General features: G+C 42.2%; 18 protein-coding genes. 15 read left to right on the top strand and 3 right to left on the bottom strand.

The window, feature by feature from the left end:
• The first annotated feature begins 52 nt into the window (after positions 1-52).
• Complete coding sequence (locus NST09_RS13185) at positions 53-319, top strand: DUF1294 domain-containing protein (RefSeq protein WP_008346019.1); 267 nt, start codon at positions 53-55, stop codon at positions 317-319.
• Positions 320-336: 17 nt separating this feature from the next.
• Here the strand turns inward: NST09_RS13185 and NST09_RS13180 are convergent, their stop codons facing one another.
• The gene (locus tag NST09_RS13180) at positions 337-741 is read right to left on the bottom strand and encodes a hypothetical protein (RefSeq protein ID WP_046527305.1); all 405 of its coding nucleotides are present in this window, start codon (positions 739-741) and stop codon (positions 337-339) included.
• Between the two features lie 179 nt (positions 742-920).
• Between NST09_RS13180 and NST09_RS13175 the strand changes: the two genes are divergently transcribed.
• Together NST09_RS13175 and cstA are read left to right on the top strand one after the other, a co-directional pair.
• Positions 921-2,009: a M42 family metallopeptidase gene (locus NST09_RS13175; protein WP_017358255.1), complete on the top strand. Its 1,089-nt coding sequence runs from the start codon at positions 921-923 to the stop codon at positions 2,007-2,009.
• 349 nt (positions 2,010-2,358) lie between these two features.
• Positions 2,359-4,155 carry a carbon starvation protein CstA gene (gene cstA, locus NST09_RS13170; protein ID WP_039168858.1) on the top strand — a complete coding sequence of 599 codons (1,797 nt, stop codon included), beginning with the start codon at positions 2,359-2,361 and terminating at the stop codon, positions 4,153-4,155.
• A gap of 45 nt (positions 4,156-4,200) precedes the next feature.
• On the opposite strand, the gene sspI is transcribed toward cstA, so the two are convergent.
• The gene (gene sspI / locus NST09_RS13165) at positions 4,201-4,422 is read right to left on the bottom strand and encodes a small acid-soluble spore protein SspI (RefSeq protein WP_008346010.1); all 222 of its coding nucleotides are present in this window, start codon (positions 4,420-4,422) and stop codon (positions 4,201-4,203) included.
• 113 nt (positions 4,423-4,535) lie between these two features.
• Between sspI and NST09_RS13160 the strand changes: the two genes are divergently transcribed.
• From NST09_RS13160 to pheT, 3 genes are all read left to right on the top strand, one after another.
• Positions 4,536-5,279 (top strand): RNA methyltransferase, encoded by a 744-nt coding sequence (locus NST09_RS13160; protein WP_017358254.1) that lies wholly within the window; start codon positions 4,536-4,538, stop codon positions 5,277-5,279.
• A 376-nt stretch (positions 5,280-5,655) separates the two neighbouring features.
• Entirely contained in the window at positions 5,656-6,690 is a 1,035-nt protein-coding gene (gene pheS, locus NST09_RS13155; protein WP_008346004.1) for a phenylalanine--tRNA ligase subunit alpha, read from the top strand.
• Between the two features lie 15 nt (positions 6,691-6,705).
• On the top strand, positions 6,706-9,120 hold the full coding sequence (pheT, locus tag NST09_RS13150; protein WP_079919760.1) for a phenylalanine--tRNA ligase subunit beta: 2,415 nt from the start codon (positions 6,706-6,708) through the stop codon (positions 9,118-9,120).
• Between the two features lie 41 nt (positions 9,121-9,161).
• Here pheT and rnhC read toward each other — a convergent pair whose 3' ends face one another.
• Positions 9,162-10,085, bottom strand: coding sequence for a ribonuclease HIII (rnhC, locus tag NST09_RS13145; RefSeq protein ID WP_079920306.1), 924 nt, complete (start codon positions 10,083-10,085; stop codon positions 9,162-9,164).
• Between the two features lie 134 nt (positions 10,086-10,219).
• Between rnhC and zapA the strand changes: the two genes are divergently transcribed.
• The 9 genes from zapA (at position 10,220) to NST09_RS13100 (ending at position 19,635) form a co-directional block, all read left to right on the top strand.
• On the top strand, positions 10,220-10,477 hold the full coding sequence (gene zapA / locus NST09_RS13140; RefSeq protein ID WP_008345998.1) for a cell division protein ZapA: 258 nt from the start codon (positions 10,220-10,222) through the stop codon (positions 10,475-10,477).
• A 7-nt stretch (positions 10,478-10,484) separates the two neighbouring features.
• The gene (locus tag NST09_RS13135) at positions 10,485-11,018 is read left to right on the top strand and encodes a CvpA family protein (RefSeq protein ID WP_008345997.1); all 534 of its coding nucleotides are present in this window, start codon (positions 10,485-10,487) and stop codon (positions 11,016-11,018) included.
• Positions 11,019-11,132: 114 nt separating this feature from the next.
• On the top strand, positions 11,133-12,845 hold the full coding sequence (polX, locus tag NST09_RS13130) for a DNA polymerase/3'-5' exonuclease PolX (RefSeq protein WP_046527236.1): 1,713 nt from the start codon (positions 11,133-11,135) through the stop codon (positions 12,843-12,845).
• 21 nt (positions 12,846-12,866) lie between these two features.
• Positions 12,867-15,224, top strand: coding sequence for an endonuclease MutS2 (locus tag NST09_RS13125; protein WP_342493553.1), 2,358 nt, complete (start codon positions 12,867-12,869; stop codon positions 15,222-15,224).
• A 14-nt stretch (positions 15,225-15,238) separates the two neighbouring features.
• Positions 15,239-15,643, top strand: a complete 405-nt coding sequence (locus NST09_RS13120) for a DUF350 domain-containing protein (protein WP_007501637.1) — start codon at positions 15,239-15,241, stop codon at positions 15,641-15,643.
• Between the two features lie 162 nt (positions 15,644-15,805).
• Positions 15,806-16,261, top strand: coding sequence for an Imm63 family immunity protein (locus NST09_RS13115; protein WP_017358248.1), 456 nt, complete (start codon positions 15,806-15,808; stop codon positions 16,259-16,261).
• 100 nt (positions 16,262-16,361) lie between these two features.
• Entirely contained in the window at positions 16,362-18,071 is a 1,710-nt protein-coding gene (locus tag NST09_RS13110; RefSeq protein WP_017358247.1) for an AMP-binding protein, read from the top strand.
• 174 nt (positions 18,072-18,245) lie between these two features.
• On the top strand, positions 18,246-18,830 hold the full coding sequence (locus NST09_RS13105; RefSeq protein WP_017358246.1) for a TetR/AcrR family transcriptional regulator: 585 nt from the start codon (positions 18,246-18,248) through the stop codon (positions 18,828-18,830).
• Positions 18,831-18,855: 25 nt separating this feature from the next.
• A complete protein-coding gene (locus NST09_RS13100; RefSeq protein WP_017358245.1) occupies positions 18,856-19,635 on the top strand; it encodes an enoyl-CoA hydratase in 780 nt (259 codons plus the stop codon).
• Positions 19,636-19,663: the final 28 nt, after the last annotated feature.

The following is a 19,663-nucleotide window of genomic DNA, read 5'->3' as shown; positions in this document are numbered from 1 at the left end:
GATCATTCCGCCAAGGAGTGATCTTTTTTTCTCATCATGTGAGGTGAAATCAATGAATATCGCTCTGATCGTGCTGCTCATCTTGGTCAATGTCTATGGGTTTTGTCTCATGGGAGAGGATAAACGCCGAGCGAAAGCACACAAATGGAGAATATCAGAAGCGCACTTATGGAGTGCCGCAGTACTTTTTGGTGCTGCTGGGTCATTTCTTGGCATGCAGTATTTCCGTCATAAAACGAAGCATCCTGCCTTTCAAATGGGTATGCCTGCTTTAATTGTTGTCCAATTGGTGATATTGGTCTATCTCAATCTCATCTGAAAAGGGAGCAGACGCCGTTAAGTCGGCGTATCTGCTCCCTTTTTTTGTTTGATTTTTTTGATGGGCTGATCCCAATCAATTTTTGTTTGAGGATACCGTTCAATGATGTTGTCCTCAAGTTTTTCAAAGTCTTCTAATGTGAATTCATTTAGCTTCTCAGGTGACTCCGTCCAAACGTAAATGGAGTGGACAAACAGAGGATGATCCTTAGAAGGAACATGCTTCTCCCCTTCAAACAAGACACCTTTATAGACGAAATTAAAATTTTTACGGGCATTTTGCTGTTCGTCCATAAAATAAAAGCCTTCTTTTAATTGTGCTTGTTTCAGCTTTCTTCTCGGGTTTGAGAAGAATTTTACCGCCATGTAGAATATATAGACAAGCAATGCAACAAGAGCAAGTCTAATGAGGATGACAAACATGACAGGATGCACCTCCAATACCGTTATCTGATGTACTACGAATGAGAAAGACAAAAGGTTTCAACTTTTTTTAAAAAAATATTTCGATTAACGAAAAAATATTCATAAAAAGATCGTATTGAACGAAAGAGGTTTTGTATAATAAGAATGCACCATGAAGAAAAAGGAGGATACACAGAATGACAAAACTAGATCAAACATTAACTATGCTGAAAGACCTAACGGATGCAAAAGGGATTCCAGGAAATGAACGTGATGTAAAAAAAGTCATGCAGTCATACATAGAAACATATGCGGATGAAGTCTCTACAGACCGCCTTGGCAGCTTAATTGCTAAGAAGGAAGGAAATGCAAATGGGCCTAAAGTGATGCTTGCTGGTCACTTAGATGAAGTAGGATTCATGGTGACAAAAATCGATGACAAAGGCTATATTCGTTTTCAAACGGTCGGTGGCTGGTGGTCTCAAGTTATGCTGGCGCAGCGTGTCACCATTGTGACGAAAAAAGGAGACATTACAGGTGTGATTGGTTCTAAACCGCCACATGTTTTATCACCAGAAGCACGAAAGAAATCAATCGAAATCACAGATATGTTCATTGATATTGGGGCTTCGAGCAAAGAACAGGCAATGGAATGGGGCGTCCTCCCTGGAGATCAAATCGTACCTTACTTTGAGTTTACGGTAATGAATGACGAAAAAATGCTTCTTGCAAAAGCCTGGGACAACCGTATCGGCTGTGCAGTAGCGATTGATGTCATGAAGAATTTAAAGGATACTCAGCATGAAAATATTGCATACAGTGTAGCAACTGTCCAAGAGGAAGTTGGCTTACGTGGAGCTAAAACAGCTGCAGCTACCATCCAGCCTGATATTGGATTTGCTATTGATGTTGGAGTAGCAGGTGATACACCAGGTATTACTGAAAAAGAAGCAACAAGCAAACTTGGCAAAGGACCAACGATTGTTGTGTTCGACGCTTCCATGGTTTCTCATAAAGGGCTTCGCGATTTTGTTGTCCAAACTGCAGATGAATTAAACATTCCTTATCAATATGATTCCATGCCAGGTGGAGGAACAGATGCTGGAGGTATTCACTTAACAGGTCATGGCGTTCCATCACTATCCATCGGGATTCCAAGCAGATATATTCATACCCATGCAGCCATGATTCATCGAGATGATTATGAAAATGCGGTGAAGCTTTTAACAGAAGTCATCAAAAGACTTGATCAAAAAACGGTCGAACAAATTACGTACGGTTCTTAATGATAAAACCTTTCCTCAGTATGGGGAAAGGTTTTTTAATTGCGTTGAATTTCCCAGGAAATGAACTTTGGAATGTAAGTTGTGTCAAAAGAACTGTTTTCAGTAAATGAAGTGATATTTTTCTAGTGAGGAAGGCACATGTGATCTATCTTGTATTTATGTAAGATGAAATCAATAAAAAGGACAGAGCCAATTGAGGCTCTGTCAAAAGAGAGTTTATGGAAGTAGGTGAAGCTTATTTTAGATTAAATCAATTATTCCTATTTGTCAACTAGGTTTTAAAAGAAAGAAAAATCACTCAATTTATGTTATATTTGTAACAAATTGTTTATACAAAGGGGATGGTTAAATGAATGCGGTTTCAATTGTGATAGGATCGATGTGTATTTTAGCGATTGCCTATCGCCTCTATGGCACGTTTATGATGGTGAAGGTACTAAAGGTCACAGATGATCATCCTACACCGGCTCATGCACTCGAGGATGGGAAAGATTATGTGCCAACAAACAAATGGGTCACATTTGGGCATCACTTTGCTGCAATTGCCGCTGCTGGTCCATTAGTTGGTCCGATTTTAGCCGCACAATTTGGGTATTTACCTGGTCTCCTTTGGCTCTTAATTGGAGCGGTGATTGGCGGAGCTGTTCATGATCTTGTGGTCTTGTTTGCTTCGATGCGAAAAAAGGGGAAATCACTATCCGAGGTAGCGAAAGAGGAGCTTGGTCCTGTTGCAGGATTTTGCACAGGGCTCGCCATGTTATTTATTATTACAATTACAATGGCAGGACTGTCCATGGTTGTGCTTCATGCTTTAGAACGAAATCCTTGGGGAACCTTTGCAGTTGGTATTACCATTCCAATAGCGATGGGAGTCGGCCTTTATTATAAAAAGACAGGCAATTTAAAGCTGGCGACATCTGCGGGATTCATATTACTGATGTTGGGGGTATTCCTTGGACCGAATATTCAAGGAACAGCACTTGGAGATTTGTTAACACTTGATACAAAAACGCTTGCTCTTGCCCTGCCAATCTATGCGTTCTTTGCTGCGGCCCTGCCGGTTTGGTTGCTTTTGGCACCAAGAGACTATTTAAGCAGTTTTATGAAAATTGGTGTTTTCATCGCGCTGATTGCGGGAATCTTTGTGGTTAATCCAACCATCCAATTTCCGGCGTTTACGGAGTTTGTAAATGGAGGAGGGCCTGTCTTAGCTGGACCTGTATGGCCTTTTATTTCGATTACCATTGCTTGTGGTGCGATTTCTGGTTTTCATGCATTTGTTGGCTCTGGCACAACGCCAAAAATGCTAGATCGTTGGAGTGATATGAAGCCGGTGGCGTTTGGCGCGATGCTCGTAGAATGTTTAGTGGGAATCATGGCGTTAATTGCCGCTACTGCGCTTCATCCGGGAGATTATTTTGCAATTAATAGTACACCTGAAGTGTTCCGTACGCTTGGTATGAGTGTCGAGAATCTTCCTCAACTAAGCAAAGAAATCGGTCTTGACTTAGAAGGAAGAACAGGTGGAGCTGTTACATTAGCTGTAGGGATGGCGTACATCTTTACGGGTATTCCGTTCTTTAGTCATTTGGCCTCTTATTTCTTCCAATTCGTGATTATGTTTGAAGCCGTCTTTATTTTAACGGCGATTGACGCAGGAACCCGTGTCGCGCGATATTTGATCCAAGACTTCTTTGGAGAAGCATATAAACCGCTGAAACGAAATGACTGGGTACCAGGGTCAGTCTTTGCAAGTGCACTTGCTTGTTTTATGTGGGGATACTTGCTTTACTCTGGAGACATTGGGTCCATTTGGGCACTCTTTGGCGTGTCAAACCAGCTAATGGCCTCGGTCGGATTAATCATTGGGGCGACGGTTGTGTTAAAAATTGCGGATAAAAGACGGTATATGTTGACTTGTTTAATTCCACTTGCTTACTTATATGTGACGGTGAATTATGCGGGTTATTGGATGGTTGCGAATGTCTATCTCAATCCTGAAGCATCTGGCTACAGTGTACTGAACGCCGTGCTTTCGATGATTATGCTGATTTTAGGTTTTGTCATTATCGTGTTCGCTATTAAAAAATGGATCGAGATTTGGCGCGATCCAGCTCTTCGAATGGAGACGCCAATCACTGGCTAAATGAACAAAGCCGGCTTGCTCATAAATAAGCAAACCGGCTTCTTGTTATTGCTGATGCTCAGGCTTTAAGCCCTGCTCTAATGTTTCAAGAATTTCATTTTTTTCATCTTCTGATGCCTCTTGCCATAACACCTCAAACAAAACACCAAGCCCTGGTAGCATTTTTTCCTCGCCACTTTGAATCGCATCTAAAATCGTATGCTCAAGCTGCTCTTGATTATGGCCAGTAATGTTTTGAATCACTGCGCCTCTTAAATTAAAATCCATTGCCCACACTCCTTTTTTGATGGTGATAGCCCTATTCTGTCTCAAAGACAGGTTTATTATGTAGTGTGCTTGAGATATAATAAATTCATGATATTTAAAGGAGTTAAAGTCGCTTGAAGTATATAGAATCAGCTAAAAACGCACACATTAAACAATGGAAAAAGCTCCATACAAAAAAAGAACGAACGAAAACAGGGCTATTCCTTGTTGAAGGAAAACACTTAGTAGAAGAAGCATTAAAGAGCGGGGTTGTGAAAGAGTTAATGATCACAACACCTGACATGCTCCCTGCTGACATCGAGCCTGACATTGAGCTGTATGAATTAAGTGAAGAGGCTTTTACTGCGATGACGGAAACGGAAACACCTCAGCAAATCGCAGCGGTTTGTACAATTCCTGTATTTGAGGAGAAAAAGTATGAACGAATGCTTCTGTTAGATGCAGTGCAGGATCCGGGGAATTTAGGCACACTCATTCGGACAGCAGATGCAGCGGGGCTTGATGCTGTGGTCCTAGGGGATGGAACCGTTGATGCGTTTAACGGAAAAACGCTCCGTTCAGCACAAGGGTCTCATTTTCACCTGCCTATCTTAAAACAAACACTACAACAGACAATTCCAGCATTAAAGGCGCAAGGTATACCTGTATATGGCACTGCTTTAAAAAATGCGAAAGAGTATAGACACATAGCATCAGAAGGTCCATTTGCGTTAATTGTAGGCAACGAGGGAGCAGGTATTGATCCAGAGATTCTTCAAATGACAGATCAAAATTTATATGTTCCAATGTACGGACAAGCGGAATCATTAAATGTGGCTGTGGCAGCAGCGGTTCTTGTCTATCATTTGCGCGGATAGTGTTGCATCACGTCCTATTTTTCACTATAATGAAACTAATATTTTAAAAACCATGATAGAGGAAGATTGTTTCACGAAGCGTCCTATTAGGGAGAATGCATCGTAGACTGAAAGTGCATTTAAGGAATGCTGAAACAGGAATTCACCTCTGGAGTTGTCACCGGGACCGCAGGTTTTGCGTAAAGGTGGACCGGATTCGTTTGATTCCGTTATGTCAATGAAGCTTATTCGCACATGTATTTGTGCTTAACAAGGGTGGTACCGCGACCACAACTCGTCCCTTCTTTTTTGGAGGGGCGGGTTTTTTTATTGTCTTCAAACAATCAAACACCCGTTTATTCAGACGGTTTTGTATATTAAAAGGAGGATGACACTCATGCAAGAAACGTTAAAACAGCTTGAAACAGAAGCGATAGCGAAGGTAGAAGCAGCCAGCTCGCTCAAAGAAGTCAATGACATTCGTGTTCAATATTTAGGGAAAAAAGGTCCGATTACAGAAGTGCTGCGCGGAATGGGCAAGCTTTCCGCTGAAGAAAGACCAAAAATGGGCGCACTTGCAAATGAAGTGAGAGAGCAGATTGCTGGTGCCATTGCTGAAAAAAATGAGCAGCTAGAAGCAGAAGAAGTGAAAAAGAAACTGGCTTCTCAAACCATTGATGTCACATTGCCAGCAAGTCCGATCAAAATCGGGGCAAGACATCCATTAACGATTGTCGTAGAAGATATTGAAGATTTATTTATCGGCATGGGCTATACCGTTGAAGAGGGCCCAGAGGTGGAAACAGATTACTATAACTTTGAAGCGCTCAATCTTCCAAAAGAACACCCTGCACGTGATATGCAGGACAGCTTCTATATTACTGAAGACACACTCATGAGAACACAAACATCACCCGTTCAAGCACGTACACTTGAGAAATATAAAGGCCAAGGTCCTGTGAAGATCATCTGTCCTGGTAAGGTATATAGACGTGACAGCGATGATGCCACTCACTCCCATCAATTCATGCAGATTGAAGGACTTGTGGTAGATCACAATATTAGCATGAGTGACCTCAAAGGAACGCTTGAGACAGTCGCAAGAAAAATGTTTGGGGAAGATCGTGAAATTAGACTGCGCCCAAGCTTTTTCCCATTCACAGAACCTTCCGTTGAAGTTGATGTGTCATGCTTTAAATGCGGCGGGAAAGGCTGTTCCGTATGTAAAGGAACAGGCTGGATTGAAATTTTAGGTGCAGGAATGGTTCACCCGAATGTATTAAAAATGAGCGGATTTGATCCAGATACTTACCAAGGCTTTGCTTTTGGAATGGGTGTTGAACGTATTGCGATGCTGAAATACGGCATAGATGACATTCGTCATTTCTACACAAATGATATTAGATTCACGAAGCAATTTAAGCAGGACTAAGAGGAGGAAATCAACATGTTTGTTTCATATAAATGGTTAGAGGACTATGTCGATTTAGAAGGCATTCAGCCGGATGAATTAGCAGAGAAAATCACAAGAAGCGGAATTGAAGTGGAAGCCGTTGAGTATAAAGGCGAAGGCATCAAAGGTGTTGTCGTTGGACACGTCATTGAACGTGAACAGCATCCGAATGCGGATAAATTAAACAAATGTCTTGTTGATATCGGCGAAGACGCACCGGTGCAAATTATATGCGGGGCTCCAAATGTGGATAAAGGACAGCATGTGGCTGTCGCAACGGTTGGTGCAGTCCTTCCTGGAAACTTTAAAATTAAAAAAGCAAAACTACGCGGTGAAGAGTCTCATGGCATGATTTGTTCTCTGCAAGAATTAGGCGTAGAGAGCAAGCTCGTACCAAAAGAATATGCAGAAGGCATCTTTGTTTTCCCGAATGACGTGAAACCAGGAGATGATGCCCTTCAAGCGCTTCAATTAGATGACGCGGTACTTGAGCTTGGCTTAACACCAAACCGTGCCGATGCCCTTAATATGCTAGGTGTCGCTTATGAGGTTGCCGCCATTTTAGGGAGAGACATCAAGCTTCCTGATACAGCGCATGAAACTTCTTCTGAAAAAGCAGCAGACTATATTTCTGTTAAAATTGAGGATCAAGAAGCGAATCCACTTTATGCAGCGAAGATCATTAAAAATGTAAAGATTGGACCAGCACCACTTTGGATGCAAACAAGATTGATGAATGCAGGTATCCGCCCAATTAACAACGTCGTGGATATTACGAATTTTGTCTTACTTGAATACGGTCAACCACTACATGCCTTTGATTATGACCGGTTTGGTTCAAAGCAGGTGGTTGTACGTAAAGCGGCTGAAAATGAAATGATTCAAACTCTGGATGAACAAGAACGTACATTGTCTTCGAAGCATCTTGTCATTACAAATGGCACAAAAGCGCATGCTGTTGCAGGTGTCATGGGCGGTTTTGAATCAGAGGTGCGTGATGAGACGACAACGATTCTTTTAGAAGCGGCATATTTCAACGGTCAAACCGTCCGTCAAGCATCTAGAGACTTAGGGCTTCGCAGTGAATCAAGCACACGATTTGAAAAAGGGCTCGATCCGCAGCGGACGAAATCAGCAGCCGAAAGAGCAGCGCAATTGATCAGTATGTATGCAGGCGGCGAAGTGCTAAGTGGTACAGTTGAGGAAAACCACCTTGAAACAAGTATGAATGTCATCCACGTATCAACTGAGCGTGTGAACAAGGTGCTTGGTATGAGCATTTCAAAAGAAGATATGATTCAGATTTTCAACAAACTAGGCTTTACTGTGGGCGAATCAAATGATGTGCTTGTTGTAACGGTTCCTTCCCGTAGAATGGATATTACGATTGAAGAGGACCTCATTGAAGAAGTCGCGAGATTATACGGCTACGACAATATTCCATCTACACTCCCTGCGACAGCTGGTACCGTTGGTGGTCTTACGCCATACCAAGTGAAGCGCAGAAAGGTGAGACGTTTCTTAGAGGGCGCAGGGCTTTCTCAAGCGATTACGTATTCATTAACGAATCAGCATAAGTCCACAGCCTTTGCTTTAAATCCAGCTTATCAAACAAGACTTTCCTTGCCGATGAGTGAGGAACGAAGTGTGCTGAGACAAAGCCTTCTGCCAAACTTACTTGATTCTGTCGCATATAACTTAGCAAGACAAGCTGATTCTTTTGCCTTTTACGAAACAGGTTCTGTTTTCTTAGCGGAAACGGAAGGCGCAAAACCAGTAGAGAAAGAGCATGTGGCAGGTGCGTTAACAGGTCTTTGGCATAAAAATCTTTGGCAGGGCGAGAAAAAAGCTGTCGATTTTTATGTAGCGAAGGGTATTGCAGAAGGGCTGTTTGAAAAGCTTGGTGTATCAGGAGAGATCACGTATGTTCAAGCAGAGCGTGAGGGCCTTCACCCAGGACGTACAGCTGATGTTCATTTAAATGGAAAAGTGATTGGCTTTGTAGCTGCACTTCATCCATTAGTGGAAAAGGAATTAGATTTAAAAGAAACGTATGTATTTGAATTTGATTTAACAGATGTAATGACGTCTGAAACAGAGGATATGAAATATACGGCTATTCCGAGATTCCCAGCAGTGACAAGAGACATCGCACTTGTCGTCGATCAGCATATTTCAAGCGGACAGCTGGAGCAAGTCATTTATGAAGCTGGCGGCCAATTGCTCACAGACCTTTCCGTCTTTGATGTGTATGAGGGTGAGCATATGGAAGAAGGCAAGAAATCTGTTGCATTCTCTCTGCAATATTTAAACCCAGAACAAACGTTGACCGAGGAAGAAGTCACGGCTGTTCATACAAACGTATTGAAAGCATTAGAAGATACGTATCAAGCCGTCTTGCGCGGATAATAAAAAGAGCTATCGCTTTATGGGCGATAGCTCTTTTTTAATTATAACCATTTTTTCGCTTTTTGGGTGTTGGCAAAATGAAGTTTTGTAAATTGGCGTAAAGCCTCTTCGCCGTGCTGTTTCATCAGCTTTGCTGCCGCTTTGTCAACATGTGGACCGGCCCCTTTTGGAATGTCAAAGCCCGCTGCTTTTGATAATTTATCCATTTCAATTAAAAAAGCATATCTTGCAATAATAGAAGCTGCAGCAACCGATAAGTGGATGCCTTCTGCTTTCGTACTAAAGTATGTACGCTCCCGAATGATCTTTTTCCCCGCAAGGTGCCTGAAATAAATACCCGGTTCGGCAAATTGGTCAATGAGAATGGCTTCTGGTTTCTTGCCATCCAGTTTTTCTAGCACGGAGGTAATGACTTGGTTATGAAGCAGTGCCTTCATTTTCCCTTGGCTCATGCCCTTTTCCTGCATCGCATTGTATTTTTCATTCCGAAGCACGAGAAGGCTGAACGGGATGGTTTTGATCAAGTCTTTGGCAATGTTGATAATCTGCGGATCTTTGAGTCCTTTTGAGTCTTTCACCCCGAGCTCTTTCATGAGAGCAAGCTGACTGGAATCAACATAAGCCGCACAGACCGTAATGGGTCCAAAATAATCGCCAGTACCGACCTCATCTGAGCCAATAACCGACATGGAAGCAATGCCGGGTGGTGGGCTGTACTGTGTGATGGATGGTGTTTTTTTGCTTTTTGTTTCAGCTGAATGTAAATGGTTGAACTGACTCGCTTCAGCTTCTGCCTTTTGTCCTTGGAACAGTACTTTTCCAGATTTGTAGGCTGTAATCGTACAGCCGGGAACCTTTGCTTGAAAAAGAGCGCCTGGTGGCAAAGTGTCAGTTAAATGCTGAGCGTACACGCTCTTCATTTTTTTCATGTCTTCTGATGTTGCTTTTAAGACGGATTGGGGCACAGTGGATAACTCCTTTTTACCTTGATATCATTGATTTCTAAAGTGTACCATAACAGGGAAGGGCTCGTCTTTCCATTCAATGTCTAAACATGTTATGATAGAGACTAGGATTCTCGTGGAATGGAGGAGAAACGTTGTCTGACGGCGGTAAAACGAAAACAACAGTTGAGATTTACGGACAGTCCTATACGATCATCGGTCAAGAAACGAAGATGCATATGCGACATGTTGCTTCAATTGTTGATGATAAAATGAGAGAAATCAATGAAAAAAATCCATACCTTGATATAAACAAATTAGCTGTACTGACAGCAGTCAATGTCGTCCACGACTACTTGAAATTAAAAGAGCAATACGAAAAACTAGAGCTTCATCTAAAAGAAAAGGAATGAAATTACCGTGATCGATATCATCATTTTGTTTTTGCTTCTTATGGGAACGCTTGTCGGTCTAAAACGCGGGTTTATTCTTCAATTTATTAAATTGATTAGCTTTGTTGTTTCTATTTTAGTGGCTTCTATGTTTTATCAGTCACTTGCACCACAGCTTACGTGGATTCCAGCACCTAATTTTAGCGGCGGTCAAGCGCAGCTTGCTTTCTTTAGTGGGAATCTAGAAACAGCTTATTATAATACCATTGCGTTTATCATTCTGTTTATCTTGACCAAAATCCTGCTCGCTATCATCGGCGGATTGCTCACAACCATTGCAAGTATCCCTGTGATTAAACAGGTCAACAAACTGCTTGGCGCTGTTTTAGGATTTCTTGAAACCTATCTATTTGTGTTTATTCTATTGTTTGTGGCCGCATTACTTCCAGTCGATGCGCTTCAAACCATGATGAGCAAATCAATGTTAGCAGATGTGATCGTAAATAGCACCCCTTACCTGTCCGGTCTTGTCAAAGACCTCTGGTCGACGTATGGAGTTTAAGAACTTCTCCTTTCTTGGAGAAGTTTTTTCTCATTCCATGACAGAAAGTTGTCGGATGAAGGGAAAGTTTGTATATTTATATAGGAAGATGCCAAAGCGGCTGGAGGATGAGAGATGAATAAAAAAGATATTATCAAACTTCTTGAAACAATTGCAGTTTATATGGAGCTAAAAGGAGATAATCCTTTTAAAATTTCTGCCTTTCGTAAAGCAGCTGCGGCACTGGAACAAGATGACCGCAGTCTTTCTCAAATAGATGACCTATTAGCATTACCCGGCATTGGAAAAGGAACCTTTGCTGTGATCACAGAGTATATCGAAAAAGGACAGTCTGAAACACTCGAACAATTAAAAAAAGAAGTGCCTGAAGGACTTGTCCCGCTCTTAAAATTGCAAGGACTCGGCGGGAAGAAGATTGCTAAGCTCTACCAAGAGCTTGGTGTTCACGATGCACAGTCTTTAAAAGAAGCATGTGAAGCGGAAAAAGTACAAACGCTTGCTGGGTTTGGCAAAAAAACAGAAGAAAAGATTCTTGCCGCTCTTGAGGAGGCAGGGAAGCAGCCAGAACGACTACCAATTGGCTTTGCATTAGATGTGGCAGAGCGAATTGATGATGCGCTGGAACAGATGGAGGGAATCATCCGTTTTTCAAGAGCGGGTAGTTTAAGACGTGCGCGTGAAACGGTTAAAGATTTAGATTACATCATTGCGACTGACAACCCTGAACAAGTGAGGAAGCAGCTTGTTGCTCTTGATGATGTCAAAGATGTCATTGCGAGCGGTGATACGAAGGTATCGGTCATTCTTGCACTTGATTTTGAAATCAGTGTAGATTTCCGGCTTGTGACAACAGACCAATTTGCAACAACGCTGCACCATTTCACTGGCTCAAAAGATCATAACATTCGTATGCGACAGCTTGCGAAGGAGCGCGGTGAGCGTATTAGTGAATATGGGGTTGAAACGATTGAAACTGGGGATGTGAAAACATTTGAAGACGAAAGCGCTTTTTATGCACATTTCCAACTTCCGCTCATTCCGCCAGAAATTCGTGAAACCGGAGCAGAGATTGATACGTATAAAGAAAGTATGCAATTTGTAGAACGAAAAGATATCAAAGGCGATCTTCATATGCACTCGACATGGAGTGATGGCGCTTTTTCTATTCGCGAAATGGCAGAGGCATGTATCGCAAAAGGCTATGAATACATGGCCATTACAGACCACTCACAATATTTAAAAGTAGCAAACGGTTTAACAAAAGAACGTTTGCGTTTGCAAGCAAAAGAAATTGACAAGCTGAATCAAGAATTCGAGCATTTTTACATTTTCAAAGGGGTCGAAATGGATATTCTGCCGGACGGATCGTTAGATTATGATGATGACTTTCTAGCAGACATGGATTTTGTCATTGCGTCTATTCATTCTAGCTTCTCTCAGCCGGAGGAAGTCATTATGGAGCGCCTAGAAAATGCCTTGAATAATCAGCATGTGGATTTAATTGCCCATCCAACAGGCCGTTTGATTGGTAGACGAGATGGCTATGCCTTAAATATTGATCAGCTCATAGAGCTTGCGAAAAAAACGGGCACTGCACTGGAACTAAACAGCAACCCGTCAAGACTTGATTTAAAAACAGAGCATTTAATGAAAGCAAACGAAGCGGGTGTGAACATCATGATCAACACAGATGCGCACAACATCGCCATGCTCGATCATATGGAAGTCGGTGTCACAGCTGCAAGAAAGGGCTGGACACCAAAAGCAAATGTCGTGAATACATTTTCTCTCGATGAGATGAAAAAGTTTTTAACGCGTGACAGGTAGTCGTTAGGAGGCTGGACCATGCTGCAACAAAAAGTGTTAGCATCATTAGAATTTCATAAAGTAAAAGAAAAAGTCATGTCCTATACTGCTTCGACTTTAGGGAAAGAAAAAGCGCAGGACTTAATACCACTCACAGATATCGAGAGCATTCAGCATCTGCTAGAAGAGGTAGCAGAAGCGCAAGATGTGATTCGTTTAAAAGGATCTGCGCCATTTGGCGGGTTAACGGATATTAGACGAGGCGTCAAACGAGCAGAAATAGGCAGTATATTAAGCCCTTCTGAGCTGATGGAAATTGCGGCGCTGTTATATACCACAAAAAACATGAAGCACTTTCTCGCCTCTATGTATGAGGACGGAGTAGAGATACCCCGTCTTCATACATATGCAGAATCGCTGATTTTACTGTCAGACGTGAGAAAAGAAATCGAAAGCTGTATTGGTGACAATGGAGAAGTGCTTGATCACGCAACGCCAGCCCTCCGCACCATACGAACGCAGTTACGATCACTAGAATCAAAAGTGCGAGATAAATTAGAATCAATGATTCGTTCACAATCTGCCACGAAAATGCTGTCAGACACCATTGTGACCATTCGTAATGATCGGTTTGTCATTCCCGTAAAACAAGAGTACCGCTCGAATTATGGAGGGATTGTTCACGATCAATCTTCTTCAGGCGCAACTCTTTTTATTGAGCCGCAGGTGGTCGTGGATTTAAATAACACCTTGCAGCAAACTCGCCTAAAAGAAAAGCAAGAGATTGAAAAGATTTTGCAAATGCTAACAGCGAGTGTGTCAGAGCACATTGATGAATTGCTTCATAATGTGAATGAACTTCAGACATTAGATTTTATTTTCGCCAAAGCCAAATATGCAAAAGCAGAAAAAGCCACAAAACCTACTGTGAATAACCAAGGGGAGATTTATTTAAAACGGGCAAGACATCCCCTATTGCCACGAGATCAGGTTGTGGCAAATGATATTGAGCTAGGCAAAGATTTTTCTACGATCGTCATCACAGGTCCAAATACAGGCGGTAAGACCGTCACTTTAAAAACACTTGGACTTCTTACGCTGATGACGCAGGCAGGTCTTCATATTCCAGTCGAAGAAGGATCAGAAGTGGCTGTATTCGATCAAGTCTTTGCTGATATTGGAGACGAGCAGTCTATTGAACAGAGCTTGAGTACATTCTCATCTCATATGGTCAATATTGTGGATATCTTAAAGCATTTGACGTCTAATTCACTCGTGTTATTTGATGAATTAGGTGCGGGGACAGATCCTGCTGAAGGTGCAGCACTTGCGATGAGCATCTTAGATGAAGTTCATCAAACAAATGCGCGCGTCATCGCAACGACTCACTATCCTGAGCTGAAGGCATACGGATATAACCGAGAAGGCGTCACAAATGCGAGTGTAGAGTTTGATATTGAAACCTTATCCCCCACATATCGCTTGCTCATCGGGGTGCCGGGACGAAGTAATGCATTTGAAATTTCCAAGCGTCTAGGACTGCCTCATCATTTAATTGATCGTGCAAAAGCAGATATGCACGCAGAACATAATGAAGTCGATCAGATGATTGCTTCATTAGAAGACAGCAAAAAACAAGCAGAAGAAGAACTGCATGAGACGGAATTCTATAGAAAAGAAGCAGAGAAGCTCCATAAAGAATTGCAAAAACAAATCCTTGAATGGAATGAACAAAAGGACAAACTGCTGGAAGAAGCTGAACAAAAAGCGGCAGAAAAAATTGAACAAGCAACAAAAGAAGCAGAAGAGATTATTCAAGAGCTTCGGTCCATTAAAAGTGAGCATCGTTCATTCAAAGAACATGAACTCATTGATGCGAGAAAGCGTCTTGAAGAAGCTGTCCCTGAGTTTGACCGTAAGAAAAAACCAGAGCCAGTGAAAAAAGCAGCAAGACAGCTAAAGCCAGGCGATGAAGTCAAAGTGCTGACGTTTGGCCAAAAAGGAACGCTCATCGAACAAACGGGTAACAAAGAATGGAGTGTCCAAATGGGCATTCTAAAAATGAAAGTAAAAGAAAAAGATATGGAATTTATCAAATCAGCACCGGAATTTAAGCAAGAGAAAGCCATCACGGCGGTCAAAGGAAAAGACTATCATGTATCACTTGAGCTTGATTTAAGAGGAGAGCGCTATGAGAATGCCTTAAGCAGAGTCGAGAAATACTTAGATGATGCCGTCTTAGCTGGCTATCCGCGTGTGTCGATCATTCACGGTAAAGGCACTGGCGCCTTGAGAAAAGGGGTCCAGGAATTATTAAAACAGCACCGTAGTGTAAAAAATGCTCGTTTTGGAGAACAAGGCGAGGGAGGATCAGGCGTCACCATCGTCGAATTAAAGTAAAAAGGAGAAAACGCATGAAAGCCTTTTGGGAAAATGAACTTGTGGAAATTGCCGCCTATTACAGCGTGGCCGTCCTATGTCTTGTCTTATTTCTGACCATATTTGAACTCGTGACCTCCTATAAAAACTGGGAAGAGATTCAGCGGGGGAACTTAGCTGTTGCTATGGCAACCGGCGGGAAGATTTTTGGGATTGCCAATGTCTTTCAGCATTCCATCGCCCAGCACAACTCGCTTCTTCAAATGGTCGGATGGGGCGTATACGGCTTTGTGATGCTGCTCGTCAGCTATTTCATTTTTGAATTTTTAACACCACGATTTAAAGTAGACAAAGAGATTGAGAATGATAATAGAGCGGTCGGGTTTATTTCACTCATTATTTCTGTTGGGCTGTCTTATGTAGTAGCAGCCGGCATTTAAGGAGACGACATGGAAAAACTAGCCAAAGTATTAATTGTAGTTGCCTGCACTTTTGCGGTTATTGGTGCCGTTTACATGTTCCTGTAAAATGAAGAATACATTCTAGAAAGCTGTCAGGGAAAACCTTGACAGCTTTTCACTCATCAAAGGCGGCGAATCAGAATGAATCAAATCTTGCAAAAAGACGAACTCATAAAGCGCATTGACAGTTGTCTCAAAAAGACATCTCTTCCCCAAGACATATATGAACCGTATATTGCACGTCCTTTTCAAACGACTGGTTTTTTTGATGATTTGAGCCCCTATATTGAAATTGATCCAGCCGGCTATTTTCTTATTCAATATGAACGAGGGATTAAAGTGCTTCATAAAAGAACAAAAGAGGCGGATGAAGTCATTTATTGGATTTTAGAAGACACCATCTTTCTAACTGTGTATCTAGACATGATGAGACAATATCAAGTGGACAACATCCACACACATTTACCTAATGACCCTAGTATCCATAAACAGATCGTGGAGAGAGTCCATGAGTCATTTCGTGCGATCGGTGGATTATACGAAAAGTGGCATCATGAAGGGAAAAGAGCCTCTATAGAAACACCGGCGAAAAAATGAAGATGTGTCATGGAACGAGCTCGATTTGAAAAAAGCAAACAGCCATAAGGAAAAGTTTGCTATAATAAAATAGTACGAAAGTTCAGGAAGGAGGGTTTTTATGCAGTCAGATAAACGTTGGCTTCTGCATTACCCGAATCAAATTCCCCACGAACTCACCATCCCAAATGAAACGTTGCAATCTTACTTATTCAGCTCCGCAGAGGCAGCACCTGAGCATACAGCCATTCATTTTTTAGGAAAAAACATCACCTACCAGCAGTTACAAGAAGATGCACTGAAATTAGCCAGTCACTTGATTGACATCGGTGTCAAAAAAGGCGACAGAGTAGCGATTATGCTGCCAAACTGCCCGCAATCGGTGATTTCTTATTATGCGGTTTTAATAGCAGGCGGCATTGTCGTTCAAACCAATCCGCTTTATACGGAGAAAGAACTGGAATATCAAATGGAGGACAGTGGCTCTAAGGTGCTGATCACTCTCGATCTACTGTATCCAAAGGTCTATAAAATGAAAGCGCTGACAAGTATGGAACATTTGATCGTCACGAAATTACAAGATTACTTGCCATTTCCGAAAAACATATTGTTTCCGATTGTCCAGCGAAGGAAAAACAACATGGTCATCCAAGTGGAGAAGAGTGAGACCATTCATCATTTCTCACAGATCATGAAAGAATCGTCAGGAGAACGGATTCCGCAAATATCCTTTCAACCGAAAGAGGATGTCGCAGTTTTGCAATATACAGGCGGAACGACCGGTTTACCAAAAGGGGTTATGCTCACACACGAAAATATAGTAGCCAATACAGAAATGTGTACATCCTGGATGTATAAAACGAACCGCGGAAAAGAGCGGATTCTTGGAATCATTCCGTTCTTTCATGTATACGGCATGACGACCGTGCTAAACCTTGCAGTCAAAGAAGGTCATCAAATGATTCTTCTTCCGCGTTTTGATGCAGCGGATGCCTTGAAGACCATTGAAAAACAGAAACCGACGCTGTTCCCAGGAGCACCAACGATGTATATTGCCCTGCTTCATCATCCGAATATTGAAAAGTATGACCTATCATCCATCACCGCATGCTTAAGCGGATCGGCCGCTCTTCCTGTTGAAGTCAAACAGAGTTTTGAAAAACTAACAGGAGGAAGGCTGGTGGAGGGATATGGACTTTCAGAAACTTCTCCTGTCACTCATGCCAATTTCTTATGGGGAGCGAACAAAATAGGAAGTATCGGGTGCCCTTGGCCGAATACAGATGCCGGTATTTATTGTGAAGAAACGGGTGGACTCAAAGCGCCATATGAGCACGGAGAGATTATCGTCAAAGGTCCTCAAATCATGAAAGGGTACTGGAATCAGCCGGATGAGACAGCGGCAGTGTTAAGAGACGGCTGGTTTTTCACAGGAGACATTGGGTATATGGATGAGGATGGTTTTTTCTATATCGTAGACCGGAAAAAAGATGTCATCATCGCGAGCGGCTATAATATTTACCCAAGAGAGGTTGAAGAAGCCCTTTATGAGCATGAGCTTGTACAAGAAGTGGTTGTGGCGGGTATTCCTGATCCGTATAGAGGGGAAACAGTAAAAGCCTTTGTTGTCCCGAAAAAGGATGCCTATGTAACAGAGGATGAACTGGATCGTTTTGTTAGAACAAGAATTGCCTCATTTAAAGTGCCGCGTGTCTACGAATTTAAGGAATCACTGCCTAAAACGGCTGTAGGGAAAATCTTGCGCAGAGTGTTAATTGAAGAAGAAAAAAGAAAGCAATCATCTTCAACAGAAGAACCAGTCGATCAATGAGAGAATGAACCAGCATCATCCGGTCAAGCGGCCGGATGATTTGAATTGTACGTGTCTGCTCTGGTATGCTAAAGGTTGAAAAGAAAGAAGAACATCACTTGACAAATCACTCGTTTCTTTTTAACATAAAGTTATGAATGAATGCTCATTCAATTTAGAAAGGGACGAAGCACATTGAAGCAGAAAAGACCGAAGTACATGCAAATTATTGATGCAGCCGTTGTGGTGATTGCAGAGAACGGCTACCATCAATCACAAGTTTCAAAGATTGCCAAACAAGCAGGAGTAGCAGACGGAACCATTTATCTCTATTTCAAAAACAAAGAGGATATTCTGATCTCGTTGTTTAAAGAAAAAATGGGACAATTCATCGAACGGATGGAAACAGATATTCAAAAGAAACCGTCTGCGAAAGAAAAGCTTCTTCTCCTCATTCGAGAACACTTTCGCCTGCTATCGCAAGACCATCATTTGGCCCTTGTGACACAGCTTGAACTCAGGCAGTCAAACCTTGAACTGCGCCAAAAAATCAATGAGGTGCTGAAAGGGTATTTAAATATGCTAGACTCCATTTTAACCGAGGGAAAGAAGACAGGAGAATTTAGACAAAATCTAGATGTCCGCTTAGCGAGACAAATGGTATTTGGGACGATTGATGAAACCGCTACAACATGGGTCATGAATGATCAAAAGTATGACCTGCCAGCACTCGCAGAAAGTGTACATGATCTTCTCTTAAACGGAATACATCAATCTTAAAGACAATTGAAAAAGGATGATTGACATGGAAAAAATACTTAGTTTACACCAAGACGAACAGACAGCACTCATCACGATTCAACACCCGCCTGCAAATGCCTTATCCTCTCAGCTTCTCACTGAACTCAACGACATGTTTGATCAGCTTGAACAAAACAGTGAAGTGAGAGCTATTGTCATTCATGGAGAAGGTAGATTTTTCTCAGCAGGTGCTGATATTAAAGAATTTACGACCTTGCAGGAAGAGTCTGATTATGCCAGCCTTGCAGACAGAGGACAGCAAGTGTTTGAACGAATTGAACAATGTCCAAAACCGGTGATTGCTTCCATTCACGGGGCAGCATTAGGCGGCGGGCTTGAGCTGGCGATGTCGTGTGATATTCGAATCGCAACAAAAGATGCAAAGCTGGGACTGCCGGAATTAAATCTCGGTATTATCCCAGGATTCGGCGGAACGCAGCGCCTGCCTCGCTACGTTGGATCAGCTAAAGCACTTGAAATGATGGGAACAGCTGAGCCGATTACAGGAGAAGAAGCATTTGCCTGCGGACTTGTTTCAAAACTTGCGGAAACAGAGGAAGAAGCGCTGGAAACAGCGAAAACATTGGCGGCGAAATTTGCAGCGAAAAGCCCTAAAACGCTTGAGTATGTGCTTGAGTTATTGAATGCGACAAAAGTGTACTCATATGATGGCGGAATGAAGCTGGAAGCCAAAAAGTTTGCTGAGGTGTTCCAGTCGAATGATGCCAAAGAAGGCATCCAAGCTTTTATCGAAAAGCGTAAACCGAATTTTAAAGGGGAATAAGGGATTAGTACGACACAAGGGGGAGAAA

Source organism: Bacillus sp. FSL W7-1346, assembly GCF_038593335.1.
Lineage (GTDB): Bacteria > Bacillota > Bacilli > Bacillales > Bacillaceae > Bacillus > Bacillus altitudinis.
This window is presented reverse-complemented; position numbering and strand designations above follow the sequence as displayed.